Annotated in this window: 20 protein-coding genes and 1 pseudogene; 6 read left to right on the top strand and 15 right to left on the bottom strand. The window is 67.0% G+C overall.

Annotation, left to right across the window (positions count from 1 at the left end; translation table 11 throughout):
- Positions 1–149 precede the first annotated feature (149 nt).
- Together E4A48_RS05650 and E4A48_RS20935 are read left to right on the top strand one after the other, a co-directional pair.
- Positions 150–3,023: a bifunctional diguanylate cyclase/phosphodiesterase gene (locus E4A48_RS05650; protein WP_039010085.1), complete on the top strand. Its 2,874-nt coding sequence runs from the start codon at positions 150–152 to the stop codon at positions 3,021–3,023.
- 79 nt (positions 3,024–3,102) lie between these two features.
- Complete coding sequence (locus tag E4A48_RS20935; protein ID WP_160292297.1) at positions 3,103–3,468, top strand: helix-turn-helix domain-containing protein; 366 nt, start codon at positions 3,103–3,105, stop codon at positions 3,466–3,468.
- A gap of 262 nt (positions 3,469–3,730) precedes the next feature.
- Here the strand turns inward: E4A48_RS20935 and E4A48_RS05660 are convergent, their stop codons facing one another.
- The 8 genes and pseudogenes from E4A48_RS05660 to purB all read right to left on the bottom strand — a co-directional run bounded on the left by E4A48_RS05660 (position 3,731) and on the right by purB (position 14,184).
- Entirely contained in the window at positions 3,731–4,324 is a 594-nt protein-coding gene (locus E4A48_RS05660; RefSeq protein WP_039009592.1) for an LOG family protein, read from the bottom strand.
- 34 nt (positions 4,325–4,358) lie between these two features.
- The gene (locus E4A48_RS05665) at positions 4,359–4,547 is read right to left on the bottom strand and encodes a hypothetical protein (protein WP_039009594.1); all 189 of its coding nucleotides are present in this window, start codon (positions 4,545–4,547) and stop codon (positions 4,359–4,361) included.
- An 81-nt stretch (positions 4,548–4,628) separates the two neighbouring features.
- On the bottom strand, positions 4,629–6,065 hold the full coding sequence (lpdA, locus tag E4A48_RS05670; RefSeq protein ID WP_142742027.1) for a dihydrolipoyl dehydrogenase: 1,437 nt from the start codon (positions 6,063–6,065) through the stop codon (positions 4,629–4,631).
- A 176-nt stretch (positions 6,066–6,241) separates the two neighbouring features.
- Positions 6,242–7,458 (bottom strand): annotated as a pseudogene (gene sucB / locus E4A48_RS05675) (dihydrolipoyllysine-residue succinyltransferase).
- Between the two features lie 44 nt (positions 7,459–7,502).
- Entirely contained in the window at positions 7,503–10,328 is a 2,826-nt protein-coding gene (locus tag E4A48_RS05680) for a 2-oxoglutarate dehydrogenase E1 component (protein ID WP_039009600.1), read from the bottom strand.
- Between the two features lie 182 nt (positions 10,329–10,510).
- Positions 10,511–11,407 (bottom strand): GNAT family N-acetyltransferase, encoded by an 897-nt coding sequence (locus E4A48_RS05685; RefSeq protein ID WP_142742028.1) that lies wholly within the window; start codon positions 11,405–11,407, stop codon positions 10,511–10,513.
- Between the two features lie 10 nt (positions 11,408–11,417).
- Positions 11,418–12,656 carry a ribosomal protein uL16 3-hydroxylase gene (locus tag E4A48_RS05690; RefSeq protein WP_039009603.1) on the bottom strand — a complete coding sequence of 413 codons (1,239 nt, stop codon included), beginning with the start codon at positions 12,654–12,656 and terminating at the stop codon, positions 11,418–11,420.
- A gap of 160 nt (positions 12,657–12,816) precedes the next feature.
- A complete protein-coding gene (gene purB / locus E4A48_RS05695) occupies positions 12,817–14,184 on the bottom strand; it encodes an adenylosuccinate lyase (RefSeq protein ID WP_142742029.1) in 1,368 nt (455 codons plus the stop codon).
- A 228-nt stretch (positions 14,185–14,412) separates the two neighbouring features.
- Here purB and E4A48_RS05700 point away from each other — a divergent pair, with 228 nt between their 5' ends.
- Complete coding sequence (locus E4A48_RS05700; RefSeq protein ID WP_142742030.1) at positions 14,413–15,393, top strand: YiiG family protein; 981 nt, start codon at positions 14,413–14,415, stop codon at positions 15,391–15,393.
- A 449-nt stretch (positions 15,394–15,842) separates the two neighbouring features.
- Complete coding sequence (locus tag E4A48_RS05705) at positions 15,843–17,255, top strand: class II fumarate hydratase (protein WP_039009609.1); 1,413 nt, start codon at positions 15,843–15,845, stop codon at positions 17,253–17,255.
- A 340-nt stretch (positions 17,256–17,595) separates the two neighbouring features.
- On the opposite strand, the gene E4A48_RS05710 is transcribed toward E4A48_RS05705, so the two are convergent.
- Genes E4A48_RS05710 through E4A48_RS05740 form a run of 7 tightly spaced genes read right to left on the bottom strand, consistent with a single transcriptional unit; the run spans position 17,596 to position 22,023 of the window.
- Positions 17,596–18,036 carry a hypothetical protein gene (locus tag E4A48_RS05710; protein WP_039009611.1) on the bottom strand — a complete coding sequence of 147 codons (441 nt, stop codon included), beginning with the start codon at positions 18,034–18,036 and terminating at the stop codon, positions 17,596–17,598.
- Positions 18,037–18,089: 53 nt separating this feature from the next.
- A complete protein-coding gene (locus tag E4A48_RS05715; RefSeq protein ID WP_058196163.1) occupies positions 18,090–18,650 on the bottom strand; it encodes a DUF2884 family protein in 561 nt (186 codons plus the stop codon).
- A gap of 38 nt (positions 18,651–18,688) precedes the next feature.
- Positions 18,689–19,513 (bottom strand): DUF4097 family beta strand repeat-containing protein, encoded by an 825-nt coding sequence (locus tag E4A48_RS05720; RefSeq protein WP_039010087.1) that lies wholly within the window; start codon positions 19,511–19,513, stop codon positions 18,689–18,691.
- A gap of 53 nt (positions 19,514–19,566) precedes the next feature.
- Positions 19,567–20,547, bottom strand: coding sequence for an ABC transporter permease (locus tag E4A48_RS05725; RefSeq protein WP_142742031.1), 981 nt, complete (start codon positions 20,545–20,547; stop codon positions 19,567–19,569).
- A complete protein-coding gene (locus E4A48_RS05730) occupies positions 20,544–21,425 on the bottom strand; it encodes an ABC transporter ATP-binding protein (protein ID WP_039009618.1) in 882 nt (293 codons plus the stop codon). Before E4A48_RS05730 ends, E4A48_RS05725 begins: the two co-directional genes overlap by 4 nt.
- The gene (locus E4A48_RS05735) at positions 21,422–21,784 is read right to left on the bottom strand and encodes a GntR family transcriptional regulator (protein ID WP_039009620.1); all 363 of its coding nucleotides are present in this window, start codon (positions 21,782–21,784) and stop codon (positions 21,422–21,424) included. The genes E4A48_RS05730 and E4A48_RS05735 overlap by 4 nt, the downstream gene beginning before the upstream one ends.
- A 2-nt stretch (positions 21,785–21,786) precedes the next feature.
- Positions 21,787–22,023 (bottom strand): hypothetical protein, encoded by a 237-nt coding sequence (locus tag E4A48_RS05740; protein ID WP_039009622.1) that lies wholly within the window; start codon positions 22,021–22,023, stop codon positions 21,787–21,789.
- A gap of 131 nt (positions 22,024–22,154) precedes the next feature.
- On the opposite strand from E4A48_RS05740, the gene E4A48_RS05745 reads away from it, so the two are divergent.
- A complete protein-coding gene (locus E4A48_RS05745; protein WP_039009623.1) occupies positions 22,155–22,721 on the top strand; it encodes a glutathione peroxidase in 567 nt (188 codons plus the stop codon).
- An 87-nt stretch (positions 22,722–22,808) separates the two neighbouring features.
- Positions 22,809–23,756 (top strand): FKBP-type peptidyl-prolyl cis-trans isomerase, encoded by a 948-nt coding sequence (locus E4A48_RS05750; RefSeq protein WP_039009625.1) that lies wholly within the window; start codon positions 22,809–22,811, stop codon positions 23,754–23,756.
- The last annotated feature ends 4 nt before the right edge of the window (positions 23,757–23,760 follow it).

Genomic DNA, 23,760 nt, shown 5'->3' on the forward strand with positions numbered 1-23,760 from the left:
GGGGCGGGAGGGTCGCGGACATCATAGACAGTGAACGCGCCAGGGGCGTGCATGGGGTCATCGCATGTGCGCTTGTTCACGTAAAATGTATGCTGGCGTCCACGGGGGAGGCGTGGGGCAGGTCCGACGTCATGGAGGAGTTGTTGTCGATGTTGTTCGAGCCGTCCGCGATCGTCCGCCAGGATCACCCCGACGGCACCGTCATGCAGACCGCCGTGACACTGTGCGGCTTGCTGCCACCTGGCAGCGACGTTGCCATCGCGTGCGGCGACGCCGCGGTCGGCGGGCGCCTGTTCGGCGCCACGCCGGATGCGCCGGCGTGGCTGCCGGCGCTGGTACGGCGTTGCCTGGCCGAAACCGTGCCGGCGCCTGCGCAGGCGCTGCTGCACGTGCGCAAGACGGCGGACGGCGCCTGCGTGTCGGTGGCCGCCCGGCTGCAACACCCGTTGTCCGAGCCGCAGCGCGCCGCCTGGTGCGAGATGGCAGCCGCGTTAGGCCTGGCGTTGCTGGAAACCGAGCGGATGCGTGCGCGCATCGAGGGATTGGAGAAGTCCAAGCAGCTGCAGCAGGCGTTGTACGAGATCGCCGATCTGGCCGGTGCGGATCTGGAAATGGGGCAGATGCTGCAGCACGTGCATTCGGTGCTGGACTCGCTGATGTACGCGGAGAACTGCTACATCGTCGAGTACGACGAAGAACAGCAGAGCATGCGCTTCCTGTATTTCTCCGACCGTCACGACGATTTCGTCGCCGATCCGCAACGGCTGTACTACCAACACGACATGCCCAACAGCCTGACCTTCGCCCTGCTGCGCCACGGCCAGGCGGTGCGCGGCCCGTCGCCGCAGGTGCGCGACCGCCTGCGGGTGGACTACGACGCCCTGCATGGCCCGGACAGCAAGGATTGGCTGGGCGTGCCGATGTTGCGCGAAGGCCACGTCTGCGGCGCGATCGTTGTGCAGAATTACGACCGCGCGCTGCATTACACCGATGCCGACCGCGCGCTGCTGGCCTACGTCGCCCAGCACGTGCTGACCGCGATGGACCGGCGTCACGCGCAGGTGCAACTGGAGCGGCGCGTGCAGTTGCGCACCCAGCAACTGCAGCGCGCCAACCACGACCTGCAGGACGAGATCCAGGAGCGCAAGCGCGCCGAGACCCTGCAACTGGCCCTGTTCCGCATCGCCGAGCTGGCGATCCGCACGGAGAGCCTGGAGCAGTTCTATGCCGAGGTGCATGCCATCGTCGGCGGGCTGATCGATGCGCGAAATCTGTACATCGCCTTGTTGTCCGACGACCCCAAGATGCTGGAATTCGTCTACTCGGTGGACGAGCACAGCCCGCGGCGCCCGCTGCGGCGGCGGGGCCGTGGCCTGACCGAGTACGTGATGCGCAAGCGCCGGCCGATGCTGCTGGAACTGGCGGAGATCGAGGCGCTGGTGGCGCAGGGCGAGGTGCAGGAATACGGCACGCGCTCGCACAGCTGGCTGGGCGTGCCGCTGTTCGACGAGGGCGAGGTGGTCGGTGCGATCGTGGTGCAGAGCTACACCACGCAGGTGCGTTTCACCGAATACGATCAGCGCCTGCTGACCTTCGTCGCGCACAATGTCGGTGGCGGCCTGGCGCGGCAGCGCGCGCAGGAGCGGCTGCGGCTGGCGCATGCCGAGCTGGAGCAGCGGGTGGCCGAGCGTACCCGCGAACTGGCCGAGGTCAACCAGCAGTTGCTGGCGCAGATCGCCGAACGCTGGCGTGCCGAGCAGCGGCTGACCCATCAGGCGCTGCACGATGCGCTGACCGGACTGCCGAACCGCTCGCATCTGCTGGACCGGCTCGGCGAAGCGATCAACCGCGCGCGCAACGGCGACGGCATGGCGTTCGCGGTGCTGTTCCTGGACCTGGACCGGTTCAAGCTGGTCAACGACAGCATCGGCCATGCCGCCGGCGACGACATGCTGGTGGAGGTGGCCAAACGCATCGTTTCCACACTGCGCAGCGACGATGTGGTGGCGCGCCTGGGCGGCGACGAGTTTGCGATCCTGGTCAGCTGCGAAGAGGGGCTGGAGGGCGTACGCGAGTTGGCGCAGCGCCTGCTCGGCGTACTCGGCCAGCCGATGTGGGTGGCCGGCCGCGAACTGTTCCCGTCCGGCAGCCTGGGCATCGCCGCCTGGCATCCGCGCTACAGCAGCGGTGAGGAACTGCTGCGCGATGCGGACGCGGCGATGTATCGAGCCAAGGTGCAGACCCAGGATCGGTGCGCGGTGTTCGACGAGGCGATGCGCGAGGCGGCGCTGCGCAGCCTGGACCTGGAGGCGGACCTGCGGCGGGCGATCAAAAGCGGCGATTTCGAGCCGTTCTACCAGCCGATCGTGCGTCTGGTCGACGGCGAGGTGGTCGGCCACGAGGCGCTGCTGCGCTGGCGCCACGAGAGCCGCGGCCTGCTGGTGCCGAGCCAGTTCATCGATCTGGGCCAGGACAGCGGGCTGATCGAGCAGGTGGACTGGTTGCTGTACGCGCAGGTGATCCGGCGCCTGGCCCGGAGCGGCAGCGGTTACGTGTCGGTCAACGTCTCGCCGCGGCATTTCCGTTCGCCGGACTTCACCGAACGGTTATTCGGGCTGATCGACAGCGCCGGCGCCGATCCGCAGCGCTTGCGGGTGGAGATCACCGAGGTGGCGCTGCTCGACGATGCGCCGCGCACGTTGACGATTCTGCAGGTGCTGCGCAATAGGGGGGTATTGGCGCAGCTGGACGATTTCGGCACGGGGTTTTCGGCGCTTTCGTATCTGCACCGGTTTCCGATCTCGGCGTTGAAGATCGATCAGAGTTTCGTCGCCGGCCTGCATGGCGAAAGCGGTGCGGGCAGTTATGCGCTGGTGCGCAGTATTCTGGCGTTGGCCAGTACGCTCGGCATCGAGACCATTGGCGAAGGCATCGAGACCGAGCAGCAGCTGGATACGCTGCGTGAGCTGGGTTGCGACTATGGGCAGGGGTATCTGTTGGGACGGCCTGCGCAGCACGATTGATGGCGAGCGAGCGTACGTGCGCGTTGGTTTGGCTCGCGTGGTTTCGGCATGCGCATTGAGGGCTAATGCGGTGCGAACAGTGTGGATATCTATCCGTTATGGATGCTTTGCTTCTTCTGCTGTCTACGGCTTAGAGGCGAAGCAAAAGCTTTCGCGCTTGGGCGCGAGTCACTTTTCTTTGCTCGTGCAAAGAAAAGTAACGGCGGAGTCCATAGGGAAGCGCAACACTCCTTGGAAGCGTCCGATGCAGCAATGTTTTTTGCAATTGGATGCCGAAGAACAGGGTGTAGTGATGGCGATGAAGCTTGAACATGCGAGTGCCCGTGCCATAGCGCGCGCGCTGGGACGCGCGCCGAGCACGATCACGCGGGAGTTGCGGCGCAATGGCTACATGGCTGCGTGCGATCAAGGGGTGATCGGCCGTCCCCGGATCGCTGGCGGTTAGGATGCGCATCGAGCCGGCGTGCGTAGCCGCCGCGTTCGCAGGCAGGCGCGGTGCCCGCGCAAGCTGGCGCTGGGAAGCACGCTGTGGGGTCAGGTACGTCTGCTGCTTGAGCAAGAGCCCCTTGTGGGAGCGACTTCAGTCGCGACGAACGCAGTGGGAAATCTCCAGGCTTCGATTCGGTCGGGCCTGGGCTGATGCCTGTCCACAGCGCACCGACCGGGCCACGCGCCCCGGGTTTGCGGCTGGTTAAGAGCGGTGGGTTTCAGCGCAGCGCGTTGCGGCGCTTTTCGTCGATCCACTTCGATGCTTGCGCCGGGGTGTAGTCGTGCATCCACGCCAGCATGGTGTCGATGTCGTTGCCGTACCACAGGTCGGCGCGCTGGTCCGGGTGCAGGAAGCGTTCGGCGACCATGCGGTCGATCATGCCGATCAGTGGCGCGTAGAACGCTTCCACGTCCAGGAATGCGCAGGGTTTGTTGCCGATGCCGAGCTGGCGCCAGGTCAGCATCTCGAAGATCTCTTCCATCGTGCCGAACCCGCCGGGCAGGGCGATGAAGCCGTCGGACAGGTCGAACATGCGCGACTTGCGCTCGTGCATCGATCCGACGATTTCCAGTTCGGTGAGGCCGCGATGCGCCACTTCCCAATCGGCCAGTTGCTTGGGAATCACCCCGGTGACGTGGCCGCCGGCGGCGAGTACCGCATTGGCCACGGTACCCATCAGCCCGACGTTGCCGCCGCCGTAGACCAGGCGCAGGCCCTGCTCGGCGATGCGCGTGCCCAGCGCGGTGGCGCGCTCGGCGTAGGCGGGTTTGTTGCCGGCATTGGAGCCGCAGTAAACGCAGATCGATTTCATTGAGCTTTTTCCGTCGATGCGACCGAGAGGTCGGTCATTCAGTCGGTGCCCGTTCTTGTTTTTTGGTTTTGGCGCGCAGCAGCCACGCCACGCCGATCGCGACGAACATCGCGCCGCATCCGGCGAAGGCCAGCTGCCTGCCGATTGCGGCGGCGGCGAAGAACATCAGGCCGGCGGCGACGAACACAATGCCGCCGAGGGAGGTGTGGATTGAAGCTGCCATAGCGGGATTCCTTCACCGGGAAACGAAAGAAGGCTTCGCTGCGAAACGAAGCCTTCTGCAACGACGAGCCACCGAGGTCGCTCAATTGGCTTTATGGATGGCCCGCTTGCTCACCGCCATCGCGGCGTCGTGGATCGCCTCGGACAGGGTCGGGTGGGCGTGGCAGATGCGCGCCAGGTCGTCGGCCGAGCCGTTGAATTCCATCGCCAGCACGCCTTCGTGGACCAATTCGGAGACGCCGACGCCGACCATGTGCAGGCCAAGCACGCGGTCGGTCTCGGCATGCGCGATGACCTTGACGAAGCCGGCCGGCTCGCCCATCGCCACGGCGCGGCCGATGGCGGCGAAGGGGAAGCTGCCGGTCTTGTACGGCACGTTCTCGGCCTTGAGCTGCTGCTCGGTCTTGCCGACCCAGGCGATTTCCGGCTCGGTATAGATGACCCAGGGGATCGTGTCGAAGTTGACGTGGCCGGGCAGGCCGGAGATCAGTTCGGCGACCGCGATGCCTTCCTCGAAGCCCTTGTGCGCCAGCATCGGTCCGCGCACGCAGTCGCCGATCGCCCACACGCCGTCCACACCGGTATGGCAGTGCGTGTCGACCTCGATCTGGCCGCGTTCGTTGAGCTTGACCCCAGTGCCTTCGGCCAGCAAGCCCTGTGTGGCGGCGCGGCGGCCCACGGCCACCAGCAGCTTGTCCACGGTCAGGCTCTTCTCGCCTTCACTATCGGTATAGGTGACGACGACTTCCTGCTTCTTGCCCTTGCCGGTGACCTCGGTCTTGGAGACTTTGGCGCCCAGCTTGATGTCCAGGCCCTGTTTCTTGAATTCCTTCAGCGCGGTCTTGGCCACTTCGGCATCGGCCAGGGCCAGGAAGTCGGGCAGCGCTTCGAGGATGGTGACCTCGGCGCCGAGCCGCTTCCACACGCTGCCCAGTTCCAGGCCGATCACGCCGGCGCCGATCACCGCCAGGCGCTTGGGCACTTCGCTGAAATCCAGCGCGCCGACGTTGTCGACGATGGTGGCGCCGTCGAACTTGGCGAACGGCAGTTCGATCGAATCCGAACCGGCGGCGAGGATCACGTTGGTACCCTTGAGCTCGACGATGCTGCCGTCGTGCTGCTTGACCTTGACCACGTTGCCTGCGTGCAGCTCGCCGAAGCCGTAGTACGGGGTGATCTTGTTCGCCTTGAACAGCATCGCGATGCCGCCGGTGAACTGCTTGACGATCTTGTCCTTGCGCCCGACCATCGCCGCGACGTCGATCTTGGCGTCGTTGAAGCTGATGCCGTGCTCGCCGAACAGGTGGCCCATGTTCCAGAACTGGCGCGAGGAATCCAGCAGCGCCTTGGACGGGATGCAGCCCACGCGCAGGCAGGTGCCGCCAAGCGCCGGCTTGCCGTCCTTGCCCAGCGCCGCGTCGATGCAGGCGACCTTCAGGCCCAGCTGCGCCGCGCGGATTGCCGCGTGATAACCGGCCGGACCGGCACCGATGACGACGACGTCGAAATTTTCAGCCATTTCAGATTCCTTTGCCTTTCCCTTCTCCCGCCGGGAGAAGGTGGCGCGTAGTGCCGGATGAGGGTGCGGCGGAGCGGAGTGCTGCGTGGGTGTTTCGAGGGTGGGCGCCGGCGATGTCCAGTGCGGTCGTACCCTCACCCCAACCCCTCTCCCGGTGGGAAAGGGGCTTCAGGCGCTTACAGGCCGAACAGCATCCGGCCCGGGTTTTCCAGCTGGTTCTTGATGTCGACCAGGAACTGCACCGAGTCCTTGCCGTCGATGATGCGGTGGTCGTAGGACAGCGCCAGGAACATCATCGGCGCGATCACGACCTGGCCGTTCTCGGCGATCGGTCGCTCCTTGATCGCGTGCATGCCCAGGATCGCGCTCTGCGGCGGATTGATGATCGGGGTGGACAGCAGCGAGCCGAAGGTACCGCCGTTGGTCACGGTGAAGGTGCCGCCCTGCAGTTCTTCCAGGCTCAGCTTGCCGTCGCGCGCCTTCTTGGCGTAGTCGGCGATGCCCTGCTCGATCTCGGCGAACGACTGCCGCTCGACATTGCGCAGCACCGGCGTCACCAGGCCCTTCTCGGTCGAGACCGCGATCGAGATGTCACTGTAGCCGTGATAGATGATGTCCTCGCCGTCGATCGAGGCATTGACCAGCGGGAAGCGCTGCAGCGCGTTGGCCGCGGCCTTGACGAAGAAGCTCATGAAGCCGAGCTTGATGCCGTGGGCCTTCTGGAATTCGTCCTGCAGTTCCTTGCGCGCGGCCGAGACCTTGGCCAGGTTGACCTCGTTGAAGGTGGTCAGCATCGCCGTCGAGTTCTTCGACTGCATCAGGCGCTCGGCGATGCGCTTGCGCACGCGGGTCATCGGCACACGCTCTTCCGCGCGCGCGCCGGCGGCCTTGCCGGCACCGCCGTTCCTGGCGTAGTTGAGGATGTCTTCCTTGGTCACCGCGCCGCGGCGGCCGGTACCGTCGACCTGGGCCGGATCCACGCCTTCTGTGATCGCCGAGAAGCGCGCGCCCGGGGCAGGCTGGAGACGTCGCCGGCGGCCTTGGCCGACTCGACCTTGGCCGCTTTCGGCGCTTCGGCGGCAGCGGCTTTCGGTGCTTCCGCCTTCGGTGCGTCGGCGACCTTGGCCGCGGCGGGTGGAGCCGCAGCGGCGGTGGCGCCTTCCTCGATGATCGCCAGCAGCTGCGAGCTGGTCACGGTGGCGCCGGCCTCGAACTTAATCTCCTTCAGTACGCCATCGACCGGGGAGGGCACTTCCAGCACGACCTTGTCGGTTTCCAGGTCCACCAGGTTCTCGTCGCGCTTGACCGCGTCGCCGGCTTTCTTGTGCCAGCTGGCGATGGTGGCATCGGATACGGATTCGGGCAGTACCGGAACTTTGACTTCGGTGGCCATTGCAGAGGGCGTCCTAGTGGGGTCTTTTGGAAGGAAAAGGCGGGTTATTCAGCGACTTGGTCGTTGAACGGATTCAATAGCGCGTCGGCGACCAGCTTCAGCTGCTCTTCCAGATGCTCGGCGAAATGGCCGGCAGCGGGAGACGGCGAGCGCGGACGGCCGGCGTAGTGCAGGCTCTGCCCGTCGGCCAGGCAGGCCTGCAGGTGGTGCTTGATCTGGTACCAGGCGCCCTGGTTCTGCGGTTCTTCCTGGCACCAGACCAGGTCGGTGGCGTTGCCGTAGCGCTTCAGCTCCGCGGCCAGCAGCTCGCGCGGGAACGGGTACAGCTGCTCCACGCGCAGGATGGCGACGTCGTCCTGGCCGCGCTTGGTCTGGTCCTCGAGCAGGTCGTAGTAGACCTTGCCCGAACAGGCCACCACGCGCTTGACCCGCTTGGGATCGGCCTTCGCATCCGGGATCAGGTGCTGGAACTCGCCGTCGGCCAGTTCTTCCAGGCTCGACACCGCCAGCTTGTGGCGCAGCAGCGACTTGGGCGTCATCACCACCAGCGGCTTGCGCGTGGTCATGCGCATCTGCCGGCGGATCATGTGGAAGCACTGCGCCGGCGTGGTCGGCACGCACACCAGCATGTTCTCCAGCGCGCACAGCTGCAGGAAGCGCTCCAGGCGCGCGGAACTGTGCTCCGGGCCTTGACCTTCGTAGCCGTGTGGCAGGAATAGCGACAGGCCGCTGATACGGCCCCACTTGGCTTCGCCGGCGGCGATGAACTGGTCGATCACCACCTGCGCGCCATTGGCGAAATCGCCGAACTGCGCTTCCCAGATGCACAAGGCGTTGGGATCGGTGGTCGAGTAGCCGTACTCGAAGCCCATCACCGCTTCCTCGCTGAGCAGCGAGTCGATCACGGTGGCGTCTTCGGGGTTCTCGACCAGCTGGCGCAGCGGCAGGTAATAGTTGTCGGTCTTCTGGTCGTGCAGGATCGCGTGGCGGTGGAAGAACGTGCCGCGGCCGGCGTCCTGGCCGACCAGGCGCAGCTTGTGGCCCTCGCCGAGCAGCGTGGCATAGGCCAGGTTCTCGGCGAAGCCCCAGTCGCCCGGCAGGTCGCCGGCGGCCATCTTCACCCGGTCTTCGTAGATCTTGCCTACGCGCGGGTGCAGCTCCACGCCGGCCGGGATCGTGGTGATGATCTTGGCCAGGTGGTCCAGGGTCTTGCGCTTGACCGTGGTGTCGACCTTGTCGGTGACCTTGCCGGACAGATAATTGGACCAGTCGATGGCGAACTCGTCCGGCTTGCGGGTCGCCAGCTCGGTGGTGTATTCGCCCGAATCGAGCTTGTTGCGGTAGCTGTCGACCAGCGCCTGCGCCTCGCCCGCCTGGATCACCCCTTCGCTTTCCAGCTGCGCGGCGTACAGTTCGCGGGTGGTCTTGTGCTTGCGGATGGTCTGGTACATCACCGGCTGCGTCGCCGCCGGCTCGTCGGCCTCGTTGTGGCCCCAGCGGCGGTAGCAGACCAGGTCGATGACCACGTCCTTCTTGAACTGCTGGCGGAAGTCGTAGGCCAGGTTGGCCACGAACGCTACCGCGTCCGGATCGTCGCCGTTCACATGGAACACCGGCGCACCGATCATCTTCGCCACGTCGGTGCAGTACAGCGTGGAGCGTGCGTCGTCGCGGGCGCTGGTGGTGAAGCCGATCTGGTTGTTGATGACGATGTGCACGGTGCCGCCGACCGCGAAGCCGCGCGCCTGCGACATCTGGAACAGTTCCATCACCACGCCCTGGCCGGCGAACGCGGCATCGCCGTGGATCACCACCGGCAGCACCGTCTTGCGCGCGGCGTCGCCGTAGCGTTCCTGGCGCGAACGCACGCTGCCGACCACGACCGGGTCGACGATTTCCAGGTGCGAGGGATTGAACGCCAGCGCCAGATGCACCGAGTTGCCGTCGGCCACCGCCACGTCGGCCGAGAAGCCCATGTGGTACTTGACGTCGCCGGTGTGCGCGCGATCGTCGTGAGCGTGCTCGAACTTGCCTTCGAACTCGTCGAACAGCTTGCGCGGGTTCTTGCCCAGGGTGTTGACCAGCACGTTGAGGCGGCCGCGGTGGGCCATGCCGACCACGATGTCCTTGACCGCATCGGCGCCGGCGCGGCGCACCACCACGTCCATCATCGGGATCAACGCATCGCCGCCTTCCAGCGAGAAGCGCTTCTGGCCGACGTACTTGGTGTGCAGGTAGCGCTCCAGGCCTTCGGCGGCGGTGATTCGCTCCAGCGTGCGTCGGCGGCTGTCGGCGTCGGCGGCGATGTTGCCGCCGGCGTTCTCCAGCCGCTGGTAGATCCACTGGCGCTGCTCGAATTCGGAGATGTGCATGAATTCGCTGCCGATCGACCCGGTGTAGGTCGCTTTCAGCCGTGCCAGCAGGTCGCGCAGCTTCATCCGCGGCTGGCCGCCGAGGCCGCCGGTGCTGAACTCGCTGCCCAGGTCGCTTTCCGACAGACTGTGGAACGGCAGGCCCAGGTCCGGTGGGTTCACTGGCGGGGTCAGGCCCAGCGGGTCCAGGCGCGCGCCGAGGTGGCCGCGCGCGCGGTAGGCGGTGATCAGCCGGCCGACATGGCGCTCGCGCTCGTCGCCGCCGGGGCTGGTGCCGCTGTTGGCGGCCTGCCGCGCTGCGCTGGCGATGTGGGCGATGACCGCCGAGTGGGGAACGTCACCGGCATCGCGGCCTTGGAAGCCGTCGAAGTAGCTTTTCCACTTGGGGTCGATGCTGTCGGGAGAGACCAGGTACTGCTCGTACAGGTCTTCTATATAGGCGGCATTGCCGCCGGCGAGTTGCGATGACTGCGCAAACTGCTTTAGGAGATTGTCCACGATGGTGGGGTCGGGTCGCTTTGGTGGGTTGGCTTACGGCTGGAACCGGCGGACGCGTGGCCCGCGCGGGCGTAATCAAGCAGAAAAATTATACCCCCATGACGTAGCCAGGGTGTGCATTTCGGAGACACAGGGGCGATGCCGGGTTCATTCACTGCGCCATTGGCCGCCGCGGCGCGGTGCTACCAGCCCAGCGCGCGCAGCTCGCTGCAGTCGCGCGAACGCTCCCAGGCCCGCGCGAACGCGTCCCGTAGCTGGCGCGCGCGGTCGCCGCCGAGCAGGTCGGTTTCGCCGTCGTAACGGTGCCCCAACGCACGGAAGTAGTAGCCGCCGCCATCGTCGACCAGGTAGGCGGTGGCATCGCCGCGATCGACCGGATCGACCACTTCGCGGAAACGGAATACGCTGGGCAGGCGCTGCGCCAGGGCCAGCAACGGCGCGGCGGCGCGCTGTGCGGCGGCCGCATCGTGCAACAGCACGCGCACCTGCTTGTCGTGCGCGGCCACCGCGAAGCGGCGCAGTTGCGCGAGCAGCGGCGGACTGTCCAGCAGGCCCGGATCCAGCGCGCGGCTGCAGATCAGCAATTGGCGCCGCGCCTGTGCGACTACCGCGGTACTGGCTGCGATCGCCGCGGCGGCGTCCTTCACCGCGGCGGCGCCCTTGAGCAGCCGCTGCATCGGCTGTGCTTGGCCAGCGGCGCCGCGCGCGCCGACCGGCAGGAAGCCGTGCCGCGCATAGAAGTCGAGTGCGGCCGGCGGCGCCTGCAGCTCCAGCCGCGGCCAGTGCCGGCGCCGCGCTTCCTCGACCAACGCGGCCAGCAGCGCGCTGCCGACGCCACGGCCGCGCCAGGCCGGCAGCACCGCCATGCAGCCGATGCGCTGCTCGGGGCCGAGCTGCGCGCTACCGATCGGCTGGCCGTCGTCGGCGCGCGCCAGCACGTGGTAGCTCAGCGCATCCAGAGCTTGGTCAACCGTATTCGCAGGCGTTGCCCGGTCGGCCTGCGCGTGCAGCGCACGCAGTTCTCCGGCCTGGCGGGCCGGGTCCAGCGTTTCGATGCGCAAGCCTGGGGCGGCCGGCATGGCGGGCCGCTCAGTCCTGCGCGTCGTCATCCTCGTCGCCGTGCTCGGCCGCGTCCAGCGGCTGGTAGAAGCCTGCCTCGACCAGCTGCAGCAGGGTGTCGCGGCCGGCGACGGACAGCGCGGCGTAGTCGCTGCCACCGAGGTGCTCGGCCGCGGCCAGGCGCCGCGCGTCCTTGATCGGCAGGGCGAATTCCAGGCCGCTGCAGAACAGGGTGGCGCCGCGCGTGGCCCGGCGCCAGGCCAGCCGCGCCCAAGGGTGGCGTTGCAGGACCAGTCCCTGTTGCAGCGCCGCGGCCACTTCCTGCGGCGCCGGCGGGTTGGTCGGCGGCAGGATCTCGCCGGCGGCACGGTAGGTGGTGATGAAGCGGCCGAACCAGGCGCCGAGGCGGTCGGTATCGTTCATGCGCAGTGCGTTCAGCGCCTCGACCACGCGGCCCATCGCCGCCGCGTCGATCTCGTACGGATCGGCCGGAACCTGCAGGTCCTCGTCGTGGTAGCGCAGCGTCTCGTCGGCGCCGTCGATCAGGGTGTCCAGGTAGTCGCCGATCAGTTCGGCCGAGGACGGCGCGCGCGTGCCCACCGAGAAGGTCAGGCAGGCATCTTCGGCGACGCCATGGTGCGGCACCAGCGGCGGCAGGTACAGCATGTCGCCGGGGCCGAGCACCCACTCGTGGCTGGGGCTGAAACTGCGCAACAGCTTCAGTTCGACATCCTCGCGGAAGTCGGTGGGCGGCGCTTTGCGGCCCATCGACGCGCTGGCATCGATCTGCCAGCGGCGCTGGCCGTGCGCCTGCAGCAGGAACACGTCGTAGTGGTCCACGTGCGCACCGACCGAGCCGCCCGGCGCGGCGAAGCTGACCATCACGTCGTCCACGCGCCAGCGCGGCAGGAAGCGGAACTGCTCGAGCAGGGCGCGGATGTCCGGGTCCCATTTGTCCACGTCCTGCACCAACAGGGTCCAGTCATGGTCGGGCATGCCGGGGAATTCGCTTTCCTGGAACGGGCCGCTGCGCACACTCCAGCGGTCATTGCCGCGGTCGTGCACGATCAGCCGCGACAGCGCGGCCTCTTCGCAGGCCAGGCCGGCCAGATCGCCCGGCTCGATCGGCGAGACGAAGCCGGGGAAGGCGTTGCGGATCAGTAGCGGGCGCTTGTGCCAGTAGTCGCGCAGGAAGCGCGCGGCGGGCATGCCCAGCGGCTGTTGCCGGGTGGCGTCGATTTCGATGGGGAACGGGGTGGATTTCTTCATGGCGGGCGTCCGGCAGGGGCGAGGCCGACGACGGTGCCGGCGATGGCCGCCATTGTCGCCCAGCCCGCTGCGCGATGCGTTGTCGCTGCGCATGGCGGCGGCTGCGCTAGTGTGCTTGCGCTGGCGCGCGGCCGTCGCGCTGTCGACCGACGCGTCTGGCTCAGATCGCGCGCGCCAGGCGCTCGGCCAGGCCGGTGTAGCGGCCAGGGGTCAGCGTGCGCAGTTGCTGCTTGGCGTCCTCGGGCAACTGCAGGGTTTCGACGAAGGCCTGCATCGAGGCGGCAGTGATGCCCTGGCCGCGGGTCAGCGCCTTGAGCTGCTCGTACGGGTTGGGCAGGCCGTGACGACGCATCACCGTCTGCACCGCTTCGGCCAGCACTTCCCAGGCCGCATCGAGGTCGCCATCCAGGCGCTGCGGATTGATGGTCAGCTTGCCCAGGCCCTTGGCCAGCGAATCCAGCGCCACCTGGCTGTGGCCGAACGCGGTGCCGAGCGCGCGCAGCACGGTGGAATCGGTCAGGTCGCGTTGCCAGCGGCTGATCGGCAGCTTGGCGCTGAAATGCTCGAACAGCGCGTTGGCGATGCCGAAGTTGCCTTCGGCGTTCTCGAAGTCGATCGGGTTGACCTTGTGCGGCATGGTCGAGGAACCGACTTCGCCTTCCTTGAGCTTCTGCTTGAAGTAGCCCAGCGAGATGTAGCCCCAGATGTCGCGGGCCAGGTCGATCAGGATGGTGTTGGCGCGGCGGGTGGCGTCGCCGAGTTCGGCGATGTTGTCGTGTGGCTCGATCTGGGTGGTGTAGGGGTTGAACACCAGGCCCAGGCCCTCCACGAAGCGCTGCGCGAACGCCGGCCAGTCCACGTCCGCATAGCTGGCCACGTGCGCGTTGTAGTTGCCGACTGCGCCGTTGATCTTGCCGGTCAGCTCGACCGCGGCGATCTGCCGGCGCTGGCGTTCAAGGCGCGCGACCACGTTGGCGATCTCCTTGCCCAGGGTGGTCGGCGAGGCGGTCTGGCCGTGGGTGCGCGACAGCATCGGCTGTGCGGCCTGCGCATGCGCCAGCGCGCGCAGCGAGGCGATGACGCCGTCCAGCGTCGGCAGCAGCACTTCGCGCCGCGCCTGCTCCAGCATCAGCCCGTAGCTGAGGTTGTTGATGTCCTCGCTGGTGCAGGCGAAATGCACGAATTCCAGCGCCGGGCCGAGTTCGGCATCGTCCTTGAGCTGCTCCTTGATGAAGTACTCCACCGCCTTGACGTCGTGGTTGGTGGTGCGCTCGATCTGCTTGACCCGCGCCGCGTGCTCCACGCCGAAGCCGTCGGCCAGCCCGCGCAGCCGCTGCATGGCGGCCGCCGAAAACGCGGGTAGCTCGGTAATGCCCGGTTCGGCGCCCAGCGCCAGCAGCCATTCGATCTCCACCTTCACCCGCGCCTTGATCAGGCCGTATTCGGAGAAGATCGGCCGCAGGGCATCGACCTTGCCGGCGTAGCGGCCATCGAGCGGGGACAGGGCGAGCAGGGCGGAATCCGACATGGGCAGGGGCAGGGCGGCAGCGGTGGGGCGGCTATTCTAGCTGGCCGCGCACCGGCTATGCCGTGCCGGTGGCGGCCGGACATCGGCGTGGAGCGGCGCGGGTGGGCACGTCGAGGTGACCGCCGCGTCGAAGCCCTGTTCCTCCGCGGCCATGGGCGCGCTGGCGCTGGATCAATGCGTGTTGCTACAATCCGAGGATGTAATCGTTTTCAACAAGGACGTACTCGCATGACTTCCCGCTTCTGCCTGGCTGCGCTGGCCGCAGCTGTCTGCGTTTTCCTGGTCGCCTGCGGCGGCAAGCCGTCGGCCACTGCGGCCGACGGCAAGGCGCCTGCCGAGCACGCGGCGAGCGCTGCGCACGAAGCGCTGACCAGCAAGCTCAACGCGTATATCGAGTGCTTCAACAAGGTCGATGCGGACATCCATCGCGGCGCCCAGTCCTATGTCGGCTGGATGAAGGACCCTGCCGCCGGCCCGACCGGCAAGGAAACCAGCGTCTACGGACCTGCCAAGATCGACCAGTACGACATGAAGGTCTGCGATGCGCCGATGCTACAGGCGGCCGCCGCCAGACCACTGCTGCCTGCCCTGGATGCGGCCGCGAAGCGTTACCTGACTGCGCTGAAGACGTTGCAGCCGCTCGGCAACCAGACACGCGATTACTACGAGCGCGAGGACTATCAGGACGACGGGTTCGCCAAGGGCAAGCAGCTGCATGCGCCGCTGATGGCCGCCTTGTCCGAGTTCGCCGAGGCGAGCCATGCGTTCAGCGCCGAACTGGATGCGCAGAACGATGCCGCCCAGCGCGAACAGCTGAAAGCGATGGAGCAGGCCGAAGGCCGCACCCGCGACTTCTACCGGCTGTCGATGATGCTCGAGGCCAAGGACATCGTGGCCCTGCTGCAGGAGGACGCGTTCGATACGGCCAAGGCCACCGCCTTGCTCGACCGCTTCAACACGCTGTCCGACGAGGCCCGCGCCAAGGTCGCCGAGCAGGAACCGGGCAAGCTGGACTGGAACGGTTTCGAAACCGCCGCGGAGAACTTCCGCAAGCAAGGCAAGGCGCGGATCAAGCGGGTCGTCGAAAAGACCCCGTACAGCCGCATCGAACAGGGCTGGCTGGACAGCCCGACGCTGGCGCCGGAAGGTTCGCCGGGACGGCTGCTGAAGACCTACAACGACCTGGTCTTCCAGAGCAACCGCCAGTAACCGCAGATCGCGGTGGCCGGCAATGCAGCCGCCGCTGCGCCTGGATCGGAGCCCGGCCGCGCGACGTTGCCGGACTCTCCAGGACATTGGCGCCGCCGCCTGCCGATTGCCAGCCTCGGTCCGGTCGCATCCGCGCCAGGCGCGCATTGGCGCGCTGACCAATGCGTGGCCGTCACCTCCTCCGCGCGGGCGCTTCACGACGCCGGTATCGGCGAGGCATGCGTGCCGGCAGCGGCATGGCGGGGGTGATGGGGTCCGTCCGCATCGCCGTGCAGCCGCGGCGCCGCCTCTCCAGGCGTTGCTAACAACTGCTGGCGCACACTGCTGACGCCGGGCACTGTGCCGCGGATAATGTCTACGCCAGCCGCAGCTCCGCCAGCCTGCCTTCCCGGACGTCCCTTGCGACAGTGCCGGGTGGATTCCTCTTATGCAGATGTGGAGAGTGCGCAATGAGCGACAAATTCAGGGTCGAGCACGACAGCATGGGCGAGTTGCAGGTGCCGGCCGAGGCGCTGTGGGGCGCGCAGACCCAGCGTGCGGTGCAGAATTTCCCGGTGTCCGGGCAGCCGATGCCGCGCGGCTTCATCCGCGCGCTGGGCTTGATCAAGGCCGCCGCGGCCGGGGTCAACGCCGACCTGGACCTGCTGCCCAAGGCCGTGGCCAAGGTGGTGCAGGCGGCCGCGCTGGAGGTGGCCGACGGCAAGCACGACGCACACTTCCCGATCGACATCTACCAGACCGGCTCGGGCACCTCGTCCAACATGAATGCCAACGAGGTCATCGCCACGCTGGCCTCGCGCGCGGGCAAACCGGGCGCGCCGGCGGTGCATCCGAACGACCACGTCAACCTGGGCCAGAGTTCCAACGATGTGGTACCGACCGCGATCCGCGTCTCCGCCCAGCTGGCCACGCAGGAACAGCTGCTGCCGGCGTTGAAGCACCTGCGCAAGGTCATCGACAAGCGCGCCAGGCAACTGGACAAGGTGGTCAAGACCGGGCGCACGCACCTGATGGATGCGATGCCGCTCACCTTCGGTCAGGAATTCGGGGCGTGGTCGGCGCAATTGTCCTCGGCGCAGAAGCGGCTGCAGGACAGCCTCACGCGTCTGCGCCGGCTGCCGTTGGGCGGCACCGCGATCGGCACCGGGATCAACGCCGATCCGCGCTTCGGCGGCAAGGTGGCCAAGGCCCTGTCCGCGCTGACCGGCAGCAAGTTCGACAGCGCCGACAACAAGTTCGAAGGCCTGGCCGCGCAGGACGATGCGGTGGAACTGTCCGGCCAGCTCAATGCGCTGGCGGTGGCGCTGATCAAGATCGCCAACGACCTGCGCTGGATGAACGCCGGGCCGCTGGCCGGCCTCGGCGAGATCGAATTGCCGGCCTTGCAGCCGGGCAGCTCGATCATGCCCGGCAAGGTCAATCCGGTCATTCCCGAGGCCACGGTGATGGTCTGCGCGCAGGTCATCGGCCACCACACCGCGATCACCGTGGCCGGGCAGACCGGCAACTTCCAGTTGAACGTGGCGCTGCCGCTGATCGCGGCCAACCTGCTGGATTCGATCAACCTGCTGGCCAACGTGTCGCGGCTGCTGGCCGATGCGGCGATCGCCGGGCTGAAGGTGCGCGAGGATCGGGTCCGCGAGACGCTGGACCGCAATCCGATCCTGGTCACCGCGCTGAATCCGATCATCGGCTACGAAAAAGCGGCGGCGATCGCCAAGCGCGCCTACAAGGAGAATCGCCCTGTGCTGGAGATCGCGCTGGAGGACAGCGGCGTGGGCGAGGCCGAGCTACGCAAGCTGCTCGACCCGGCGGCGCTGACCAAGGGCGGCATCCACGCCGGCGCGGGTGGCGGCGGTTGAGGCGTGGTGCCCGCATGGTGCGGCCGATGCCGTGGCATGCGGAGCTGGCGTGTCGCGTTTGCGAACGAATCCGGCGAGCTGGAGATGCCGACGCTGAAGCGCGAATTCATCCGCTGGGATGTTGCAGTGAAGGTCCGGGTGCCTCGGACGCAGTCTCGTCGGAAAGTCCCACGGCTCCGTCGGTCGCCGCTGAAGCCGCTCTACAGGCAAACCCGCAATGGAATGTCTAGGTGCACTGTAGGAGGGGCTTCAGCCCCGACAGGATCCGACCTCGCGGCATCCATCCCCCCAACGATGGCACGTACCGGCTTCTCGTCTCTGCAGGAGCAGAGGACGTGCCTCAGCGCCGCTCCGCCTGCAGGTTGCCGAAGCTTTCCTGGTAGGGCTGCAGCGACGGGATATCGTGCAGCACCGCGCTCTGCAGTGCGCTGATCTCCGGCGTGGTGGCAAAGCCGACCGAGCGCATGTTCGGATCAGGTACGGCGGTTTCCAGGGTGCGCTGGCGCTGCATCTGCAATTGCATGAACAGCTGTTGCAGCTGGGTGCGCTGCGCCTGCGGCAGCGGCAGTTCGATGTCGTCGATGCGCAGGCTGCCGTCGGGGCCGATCGAGGCGTTGGCGGCCGGGGCGCGGCGCAGCATCACGCTCATGCTGTCCACCGACACGCGCGGCTTGCCGCGTTCGGCGCGCGAGGACGAGGCGGCGCCGTCGCGCGCGCCGCACGCCGCCAGCAGCAGGCACAGCGCGATCAGGGAAAACCAGGCGACTAGCGTCTTCTTCATCGATCGATTCGGAGCAGGAGGGTCCCGGCCATTTTAGGCCGGGACCGGCGCAATTACTTGGCAGATTTGTCGCAGTCGCTGATGTCGCTGGCATCGAGGCTGGCATAGGGACGGAATGCCGGCAGCTGCTGCGCCAGCGTGTCCTGCGCCTGGCGCAGCGTCGCCACCTGCGCGCAGATCTTCAGCGCTTCCTGCTTGAGCTTCTCGGCCTGCGCCTCGATGTGCTCGCCGACATGGTCGGTGTTGCCGCTGATGACCCCGGCCAGCGCGTCGCCGGCCGCTTTCACGCCCAGCGCGGCGCCTTGCTTGCCGACCTCCAGGCCCTGCATGCCGACTGCGCCGAGCTGCGCGCGGTAGGCCACCAGCAAGGCGCGCTGCTCGGCGCCGAGCGCGATCTGTTTGCCGTCGATCAGCAGGTCGCCGCTCCGGGTGATGGTCGCCGGTGGCTGGCCGGAGACCTTCAGGGTGATGTCGCCGTTGTCGAAGCTCAGGCTGCGCGTGCTGGGCGTGTTGCTGCTGGTCCGTTCGGACTGCGGCGTCGAGGGCTGGCAGGCGGCCAGGGCCAATAGCGCGATCAGGGCGATGCCGGCCGACGGCAGGGAACGATGCTGCATGGGTATGTTCTCGATCGAAGCGAAGGGAGCGCCGCGGATCAGCGCCGCTTGGGCACGTTGACGCTGCCGCGCACGCCGCTGTGGTGGATGTCGCCGCTGCCGATCCGCTCCACGCTGAGATTGCCGCCGACGCCGCTGACTTCCAGGTCGCCTGAACCGATCGATTGCAGCGCCACGCTGCCGCTCACGTCGCGCAGCTGTGCATCGCCGGAGCCGATGCTGCCGATCTGCACCGCACCGCGCACGCCGTGCACGGTCAGGTCGCCGGAGCCGACCGTGCCGATCTTGACGTCGCCGCCGACCTGGCTCGCCTTGACGTCGCCCGAGCCCAGCGTCGGTAGGCTGAGGCTGCCGATGTCGCGCAGCTCGATGTCGCCCGATCCCACTGTGGCGCTGACCACGCCGCGCACACCGTGCGCATGCAGATCGCCGGAGCCGACGCTGGCGTCGAGCGCCGCCACGCCGCCGATGTCGGCATCGCCGGAGCCCAGCCGCAACTGCACGGGCAGGGAACTCGGCACGCTGCCGGCCAGGTCCAGGTAGGCGTAGCGGGTGCCCGAGCTGATGCCGTGGATCTTGCCGTCGTGCTGCAGGGTCACGATCAGCGTGTCGCCTTCGCGGCGCTGGCGCACGGTCAGCTCCTTGAGCATGTCCGCATCGGAGGCGCAGGCGCGGCCGCGCAGCTCGAACGCGGCGGCGCTGGCGCCGGTCAGCTTGAGGTTGTTCTGCTGCGCGTCGAAGATCACATTCTTGGCGCCTGTCAGGTCCAGTTTCAGGTTGCGCGGCTCGGAATGCCTGCATTCGTCGGCCAGGGCCAGGGCCGGGACCAGCAGCAGCGCGGACAGCAGCAAGGTCTTGCGCATCATCGTGAACTCCATAGGCAAAGAGGGAATCGGGAAACGGAAAACGGTGCGGATCAGGCTTCGTCGCGCCAGCGGCGCAGATAGATCGCCGCGACGATGAAGGCCACTCCGATCGCCGCGCCGATCCAGATGTCGGTGCTCTGGAAGATGCGCCAGGCATCGCTGAGTTGGATCGCGTTGGCCAGGTCCTGGGCGCCATCGATCTGCACCGGCGGCGCGCTTTCGCTGAGCACCGGCAGCCAGGTGCCGGGCAGCACGCTCAGCAGGCCGCGGTAGACCACCGTGTACCAGATCGCGTTGTGGTTCACGTGCAGCATCGGCAGGATGCCCATCATGCTCGCCATCACGCAGCCCAGGACCGGGATCAGCACCGCCCACAGGAATGGCTTGGTGCGCGCCCAGGCCGAGCAGAACATCAGCCAGCCGATGGTCGGCAGCGACCACATCACGTAGATCGGCAGGTTGGACAGCACCGCGCCGATGATGCGCAGCGGATGCGAGTGGGTGAACACCGCGCTGCTCTGGCTGATGCCGTTGACCGACAGGGTCAGCGCGGTGACCAGCCACAGGCAGATGCCGATCAGCAGGCCGATCCCGATCGCCACGATCGGCGCCAGCAGCAGCGCCCAGGCGGCCTTGGACAGCACCGTGTTCAGATCCGACAGCGGCAGCGATTTCCAGAACAGCACGCTGCGGTCGCGGCGGTCGTCGTACAGCGAGCCCAGTGCGTAGAAGAACACCACGAACCCCAGCACGACGCAGGCCAGGACCACGCCGGCCAGCATGGTGCCGTCGCCGACCGCGCCGATGATCTCGTTCAGCTTCTCCGGTCCGCCATCGATGTTGAAGCCGTTGCTGCCGTCGCCGCGGCCGGCCACGGTGCCGATCAGCGCGAGCAGCGTGTACAGCACGGTGATCACGCTGCCGGCGATGACCGGTGCCCACAGGAAGCCGCCGCGGTGTTCCCAGTATTCGCGCTTGAGCAGCCACTTGAAGCTGGTCAGCGCGGAAATCTGCTTGGCAGGTGCGTTCATGCGTAGGTCCCCTTCATGATGGCAACGAACAGGTCGGCCAGGCCGGGAGTGCGGGTTTCGCCGAGCGCGGCCAATTGCGCCTGCGGCACGCCGTCGTACAGGAACACGGTCTTGCCGAACGGCAGGCCACGTTCGTCGATCGGCTGCAGCGCGCGGGCCGCGTCGACGCATTCGGCCGGCACCAGCAGTTCGGTGTAGCGCGTGGCCATGTGCTCCATGTCGGCGCTGAGCACGATGCGGCCGTCGCGGATAAACAGCACGTCGGTGAGGATGTGCTCGATCTCCTCGACCTGGTGGGTAGTGATGATGATGGTCTTCTGTTCGTCGAAGTAGTCTTCCAGCAGGCGCTGGTAGAACTCCTTGCGGTACAGGATGTCCAGGCCCAGGGTGGGTTCGTCGAGCACCAGCAGGCGCGCGTCGATGGCCATCACCAGCGCCAGGTGCAGTTGCACGATCATGCCCTTGGACATCTCGCGCACGCGCAGCTTCGGCGTCAGCTTGGTGTTGGCCAGGAAGCGCTCGCACTTGGCGCGGTCGAAGCGCGGATGCACCCCGGCGACGAAATCGATCGCCTCGCGTACCCGCATCCAGCGCGGCAGCACCGCCACATCGGCGATGAAGCACACGTCGTTCATCAGTGCGTTGCGCTGCTTGCGCGGGTCCATGCCCAGCACGCGCAGTTCGCCCTCGACTGCGGTCAGGCCGAGCACCGCTTTCAAAGCGGTGGTCTTGCCGGCGCCGTTGGGACCGATCAGGCCGACGATGCGGCCCGGCGCGATCGCGAAGGAGGTATCGGCCAGCGCCGGCTTGTAGTTGTAGGTCTTGCGCAGCGCGCGCGCGGAGACGACGGATTCGGATGCGGCGACAGCGGCAGTCATGGTGTTTTCCCCGGTGGCAACAAGTCTTCCAATGTCAGGCCCAGGCGCTGGATCCGTTCCAGCACCAAAGGCCACTCTGTGTTGAGGAAGCGATTGCGTTCGCTGCCGCGCAGCTTCCTGGCCGCTTCCTCGGTCATGAACATGCCCAGCCCGCGGCGCTTCTCGACCAGGGCCTCGTCGGCCAGTTCCTGGTAGGCGCGCGACACGGTGATCGGGTTGAGCTGGTATTCGGCGGCGACCTGGCGCACCGAGGGCAGTGCGTCGCCGGGCTTGATGATCCCGTCCAGCATCATCGCGATCACGCGATCCTTCAGCTGGCGGTAGATCGGAGCGCCATCGCTCCAGTGGATATCGTTCATGGTCAGCTCCGTGGGCGCAGCGTGTGCGCGAAGGAGAAATAGGGCATGGACAACGATGCACGCATCCGCCGTACCGGCGCGGGCGCGGCAGGAGGGGCGTGGCTGTCTTCCTGCGGCTCGCTGGCGCCATAATCGGGCGACCGTCCCTGGCTACCTTGGGCGCCGACCCAACTCACCGAGAACAGGGCGCCGACGATGACCATGGCCGGAAGGCCGCGTTGCATGCGTTGGAGGTTCATCGTTTGCCCCGCCCTGGATGATTGGTGTTGTATTTAACTATAACACCGTCACGCATCATGTCAACATAGCGACCAACCCAGCTCATGGCCTACTGCCTGCGCGTTCCTCTTTAAGCTTTTAAGGTGCCCCGATGAAACTATCCAAGCGTTTGTTTTTCCTCGCGATCCTTGCCGCTGCCGGCACCGTCGGCAGTGCCTGGGCGGCGTCATTGCTGGACCTGGACTACCGTCCGCTGGCCGGCAAGGATAAGGTGAATCTGAACAAGACCTACGGCGGCAAGGTGCTGCTGGTGGTCAATACCGCCAGCAAGTGCGGCTTTACCCCGCAGTACGACGGCCTGGAGCAGTTGCAGCAGCGCTACGCCGCGCAGGGCTTCAGCGTGCTTGGTTTCCCGTCCAACGACTTCAAGGGTCAGGAACCCGGCTCGGAGAAGCAGATCCAGGAATTCTGCACGCTGACCTACGGGGTCAAGTTCCCGATGTTCGAGAAGGTACATGTGCTTGGGGCCGAGGCGACGCCGCTGTACCAGCAACTGACCAAGGCTACCCGCGTGGCGCCGGGCTGGAACTTCCACAAGTACCTGATCGCGCGCGACGGACGCGTGGTCGCGCAGTTCCCCAGCAAGATCGCGCCAGACGATCCGGCGCTGCGTGCGGCCATCGAACGCGAACTGAAAGCGCAGTCGGGATCACATTGATTCCAAGTCGATATCGTTGCCGCGCATGCGACAATGCGGCCTCTGCGCCATCGCGGCGCCTCTAGTTCACTTCCAGGAACGTAGCGAATGAAGATGGGAATGCGCGGCGCAGTGGCGTCGCTGTTGATGGGGATGGCGGTGGTGGCCGGTGGCGCGTCCGCGCAGGCGCCGGCGGCGGCCAAGCCGGCGGCGTTGGGCAGCGAGAAGCAGAAGGTCAGCTACGCGATGGGCATGGACGTGGCGCGCTCCTTCGAGCCCATCGCCCAGGACATCGATGTGGACGCCATGCAACGCGCGATCGAGAACGCCTTCAAGGGCGGCAAGCCGCTGCTGTCCGACGAGCAGGCGCAGGCCACCGACACCGCATTGCGCACGCAGATGGCCGCGCGCAGCGGGCAGCCGGTGCCGGGCATAGCGCCGGGCAGTCAGCCGCCACCGGTGTCCAAGCAGAACGTCGGCCTGATGCTCGGCGATCGCGCGGTCGGCCCGTCGCTGGCGCGGATCCAGAACGAGATCGACTTGACCACCTTGATGGGCGCGGTGCGTACCGTGTTCGCCAAGGGCGACACCGCGCTGACCCAGGAGCAGGCGACCGCCACGCTGCAGGCGTTCATCGCGTCCAAGCAGGCCGCCGCGGCCACCGAGAACCGCGAGAAGGGCAACGCCTTCCTTGCCCAGAACAAGACCCAGAAGGGCGTGGTCACTACGCCGTCGGGCCTGCAGTACATGGTGCTGCGCCAGGGCAGCGGCGAACGGCCGATGCCGACCAGCAAGGTGCGGGTGAACTACGAGGGCAAGCTGATCAACGGCGAAGTGTTCGACAGCTCGTACAAGACCGGCCAGCCGGCCGAATTCTCGCTCAGCCAGGTGGTGCCTGGCTGGAGCGAGGGCGTGGCGCTGATGCCGGTCGGTTCCAAATACCGTTTCTGGATTCCGTCGAACCTGGGCTACGGCCCGCAGGGCACCCCGGGCGGCCCGATCGGCCCGGATGCCATGTTGACCTTCGACGTGGAACTGTTGGGCATCCTTCAATAACCGA

It is taken from the genome of Xanthomonas translucens pv. cerealis (genome assembly GCF_006838285.1).
GTDB lineage: Bacteria > Pseudomonadota > Gammaproteobacteria > Xanthomonadales > Xanthomonadaceae > Xanthomonas_A > Xanthomonas_A cerealis.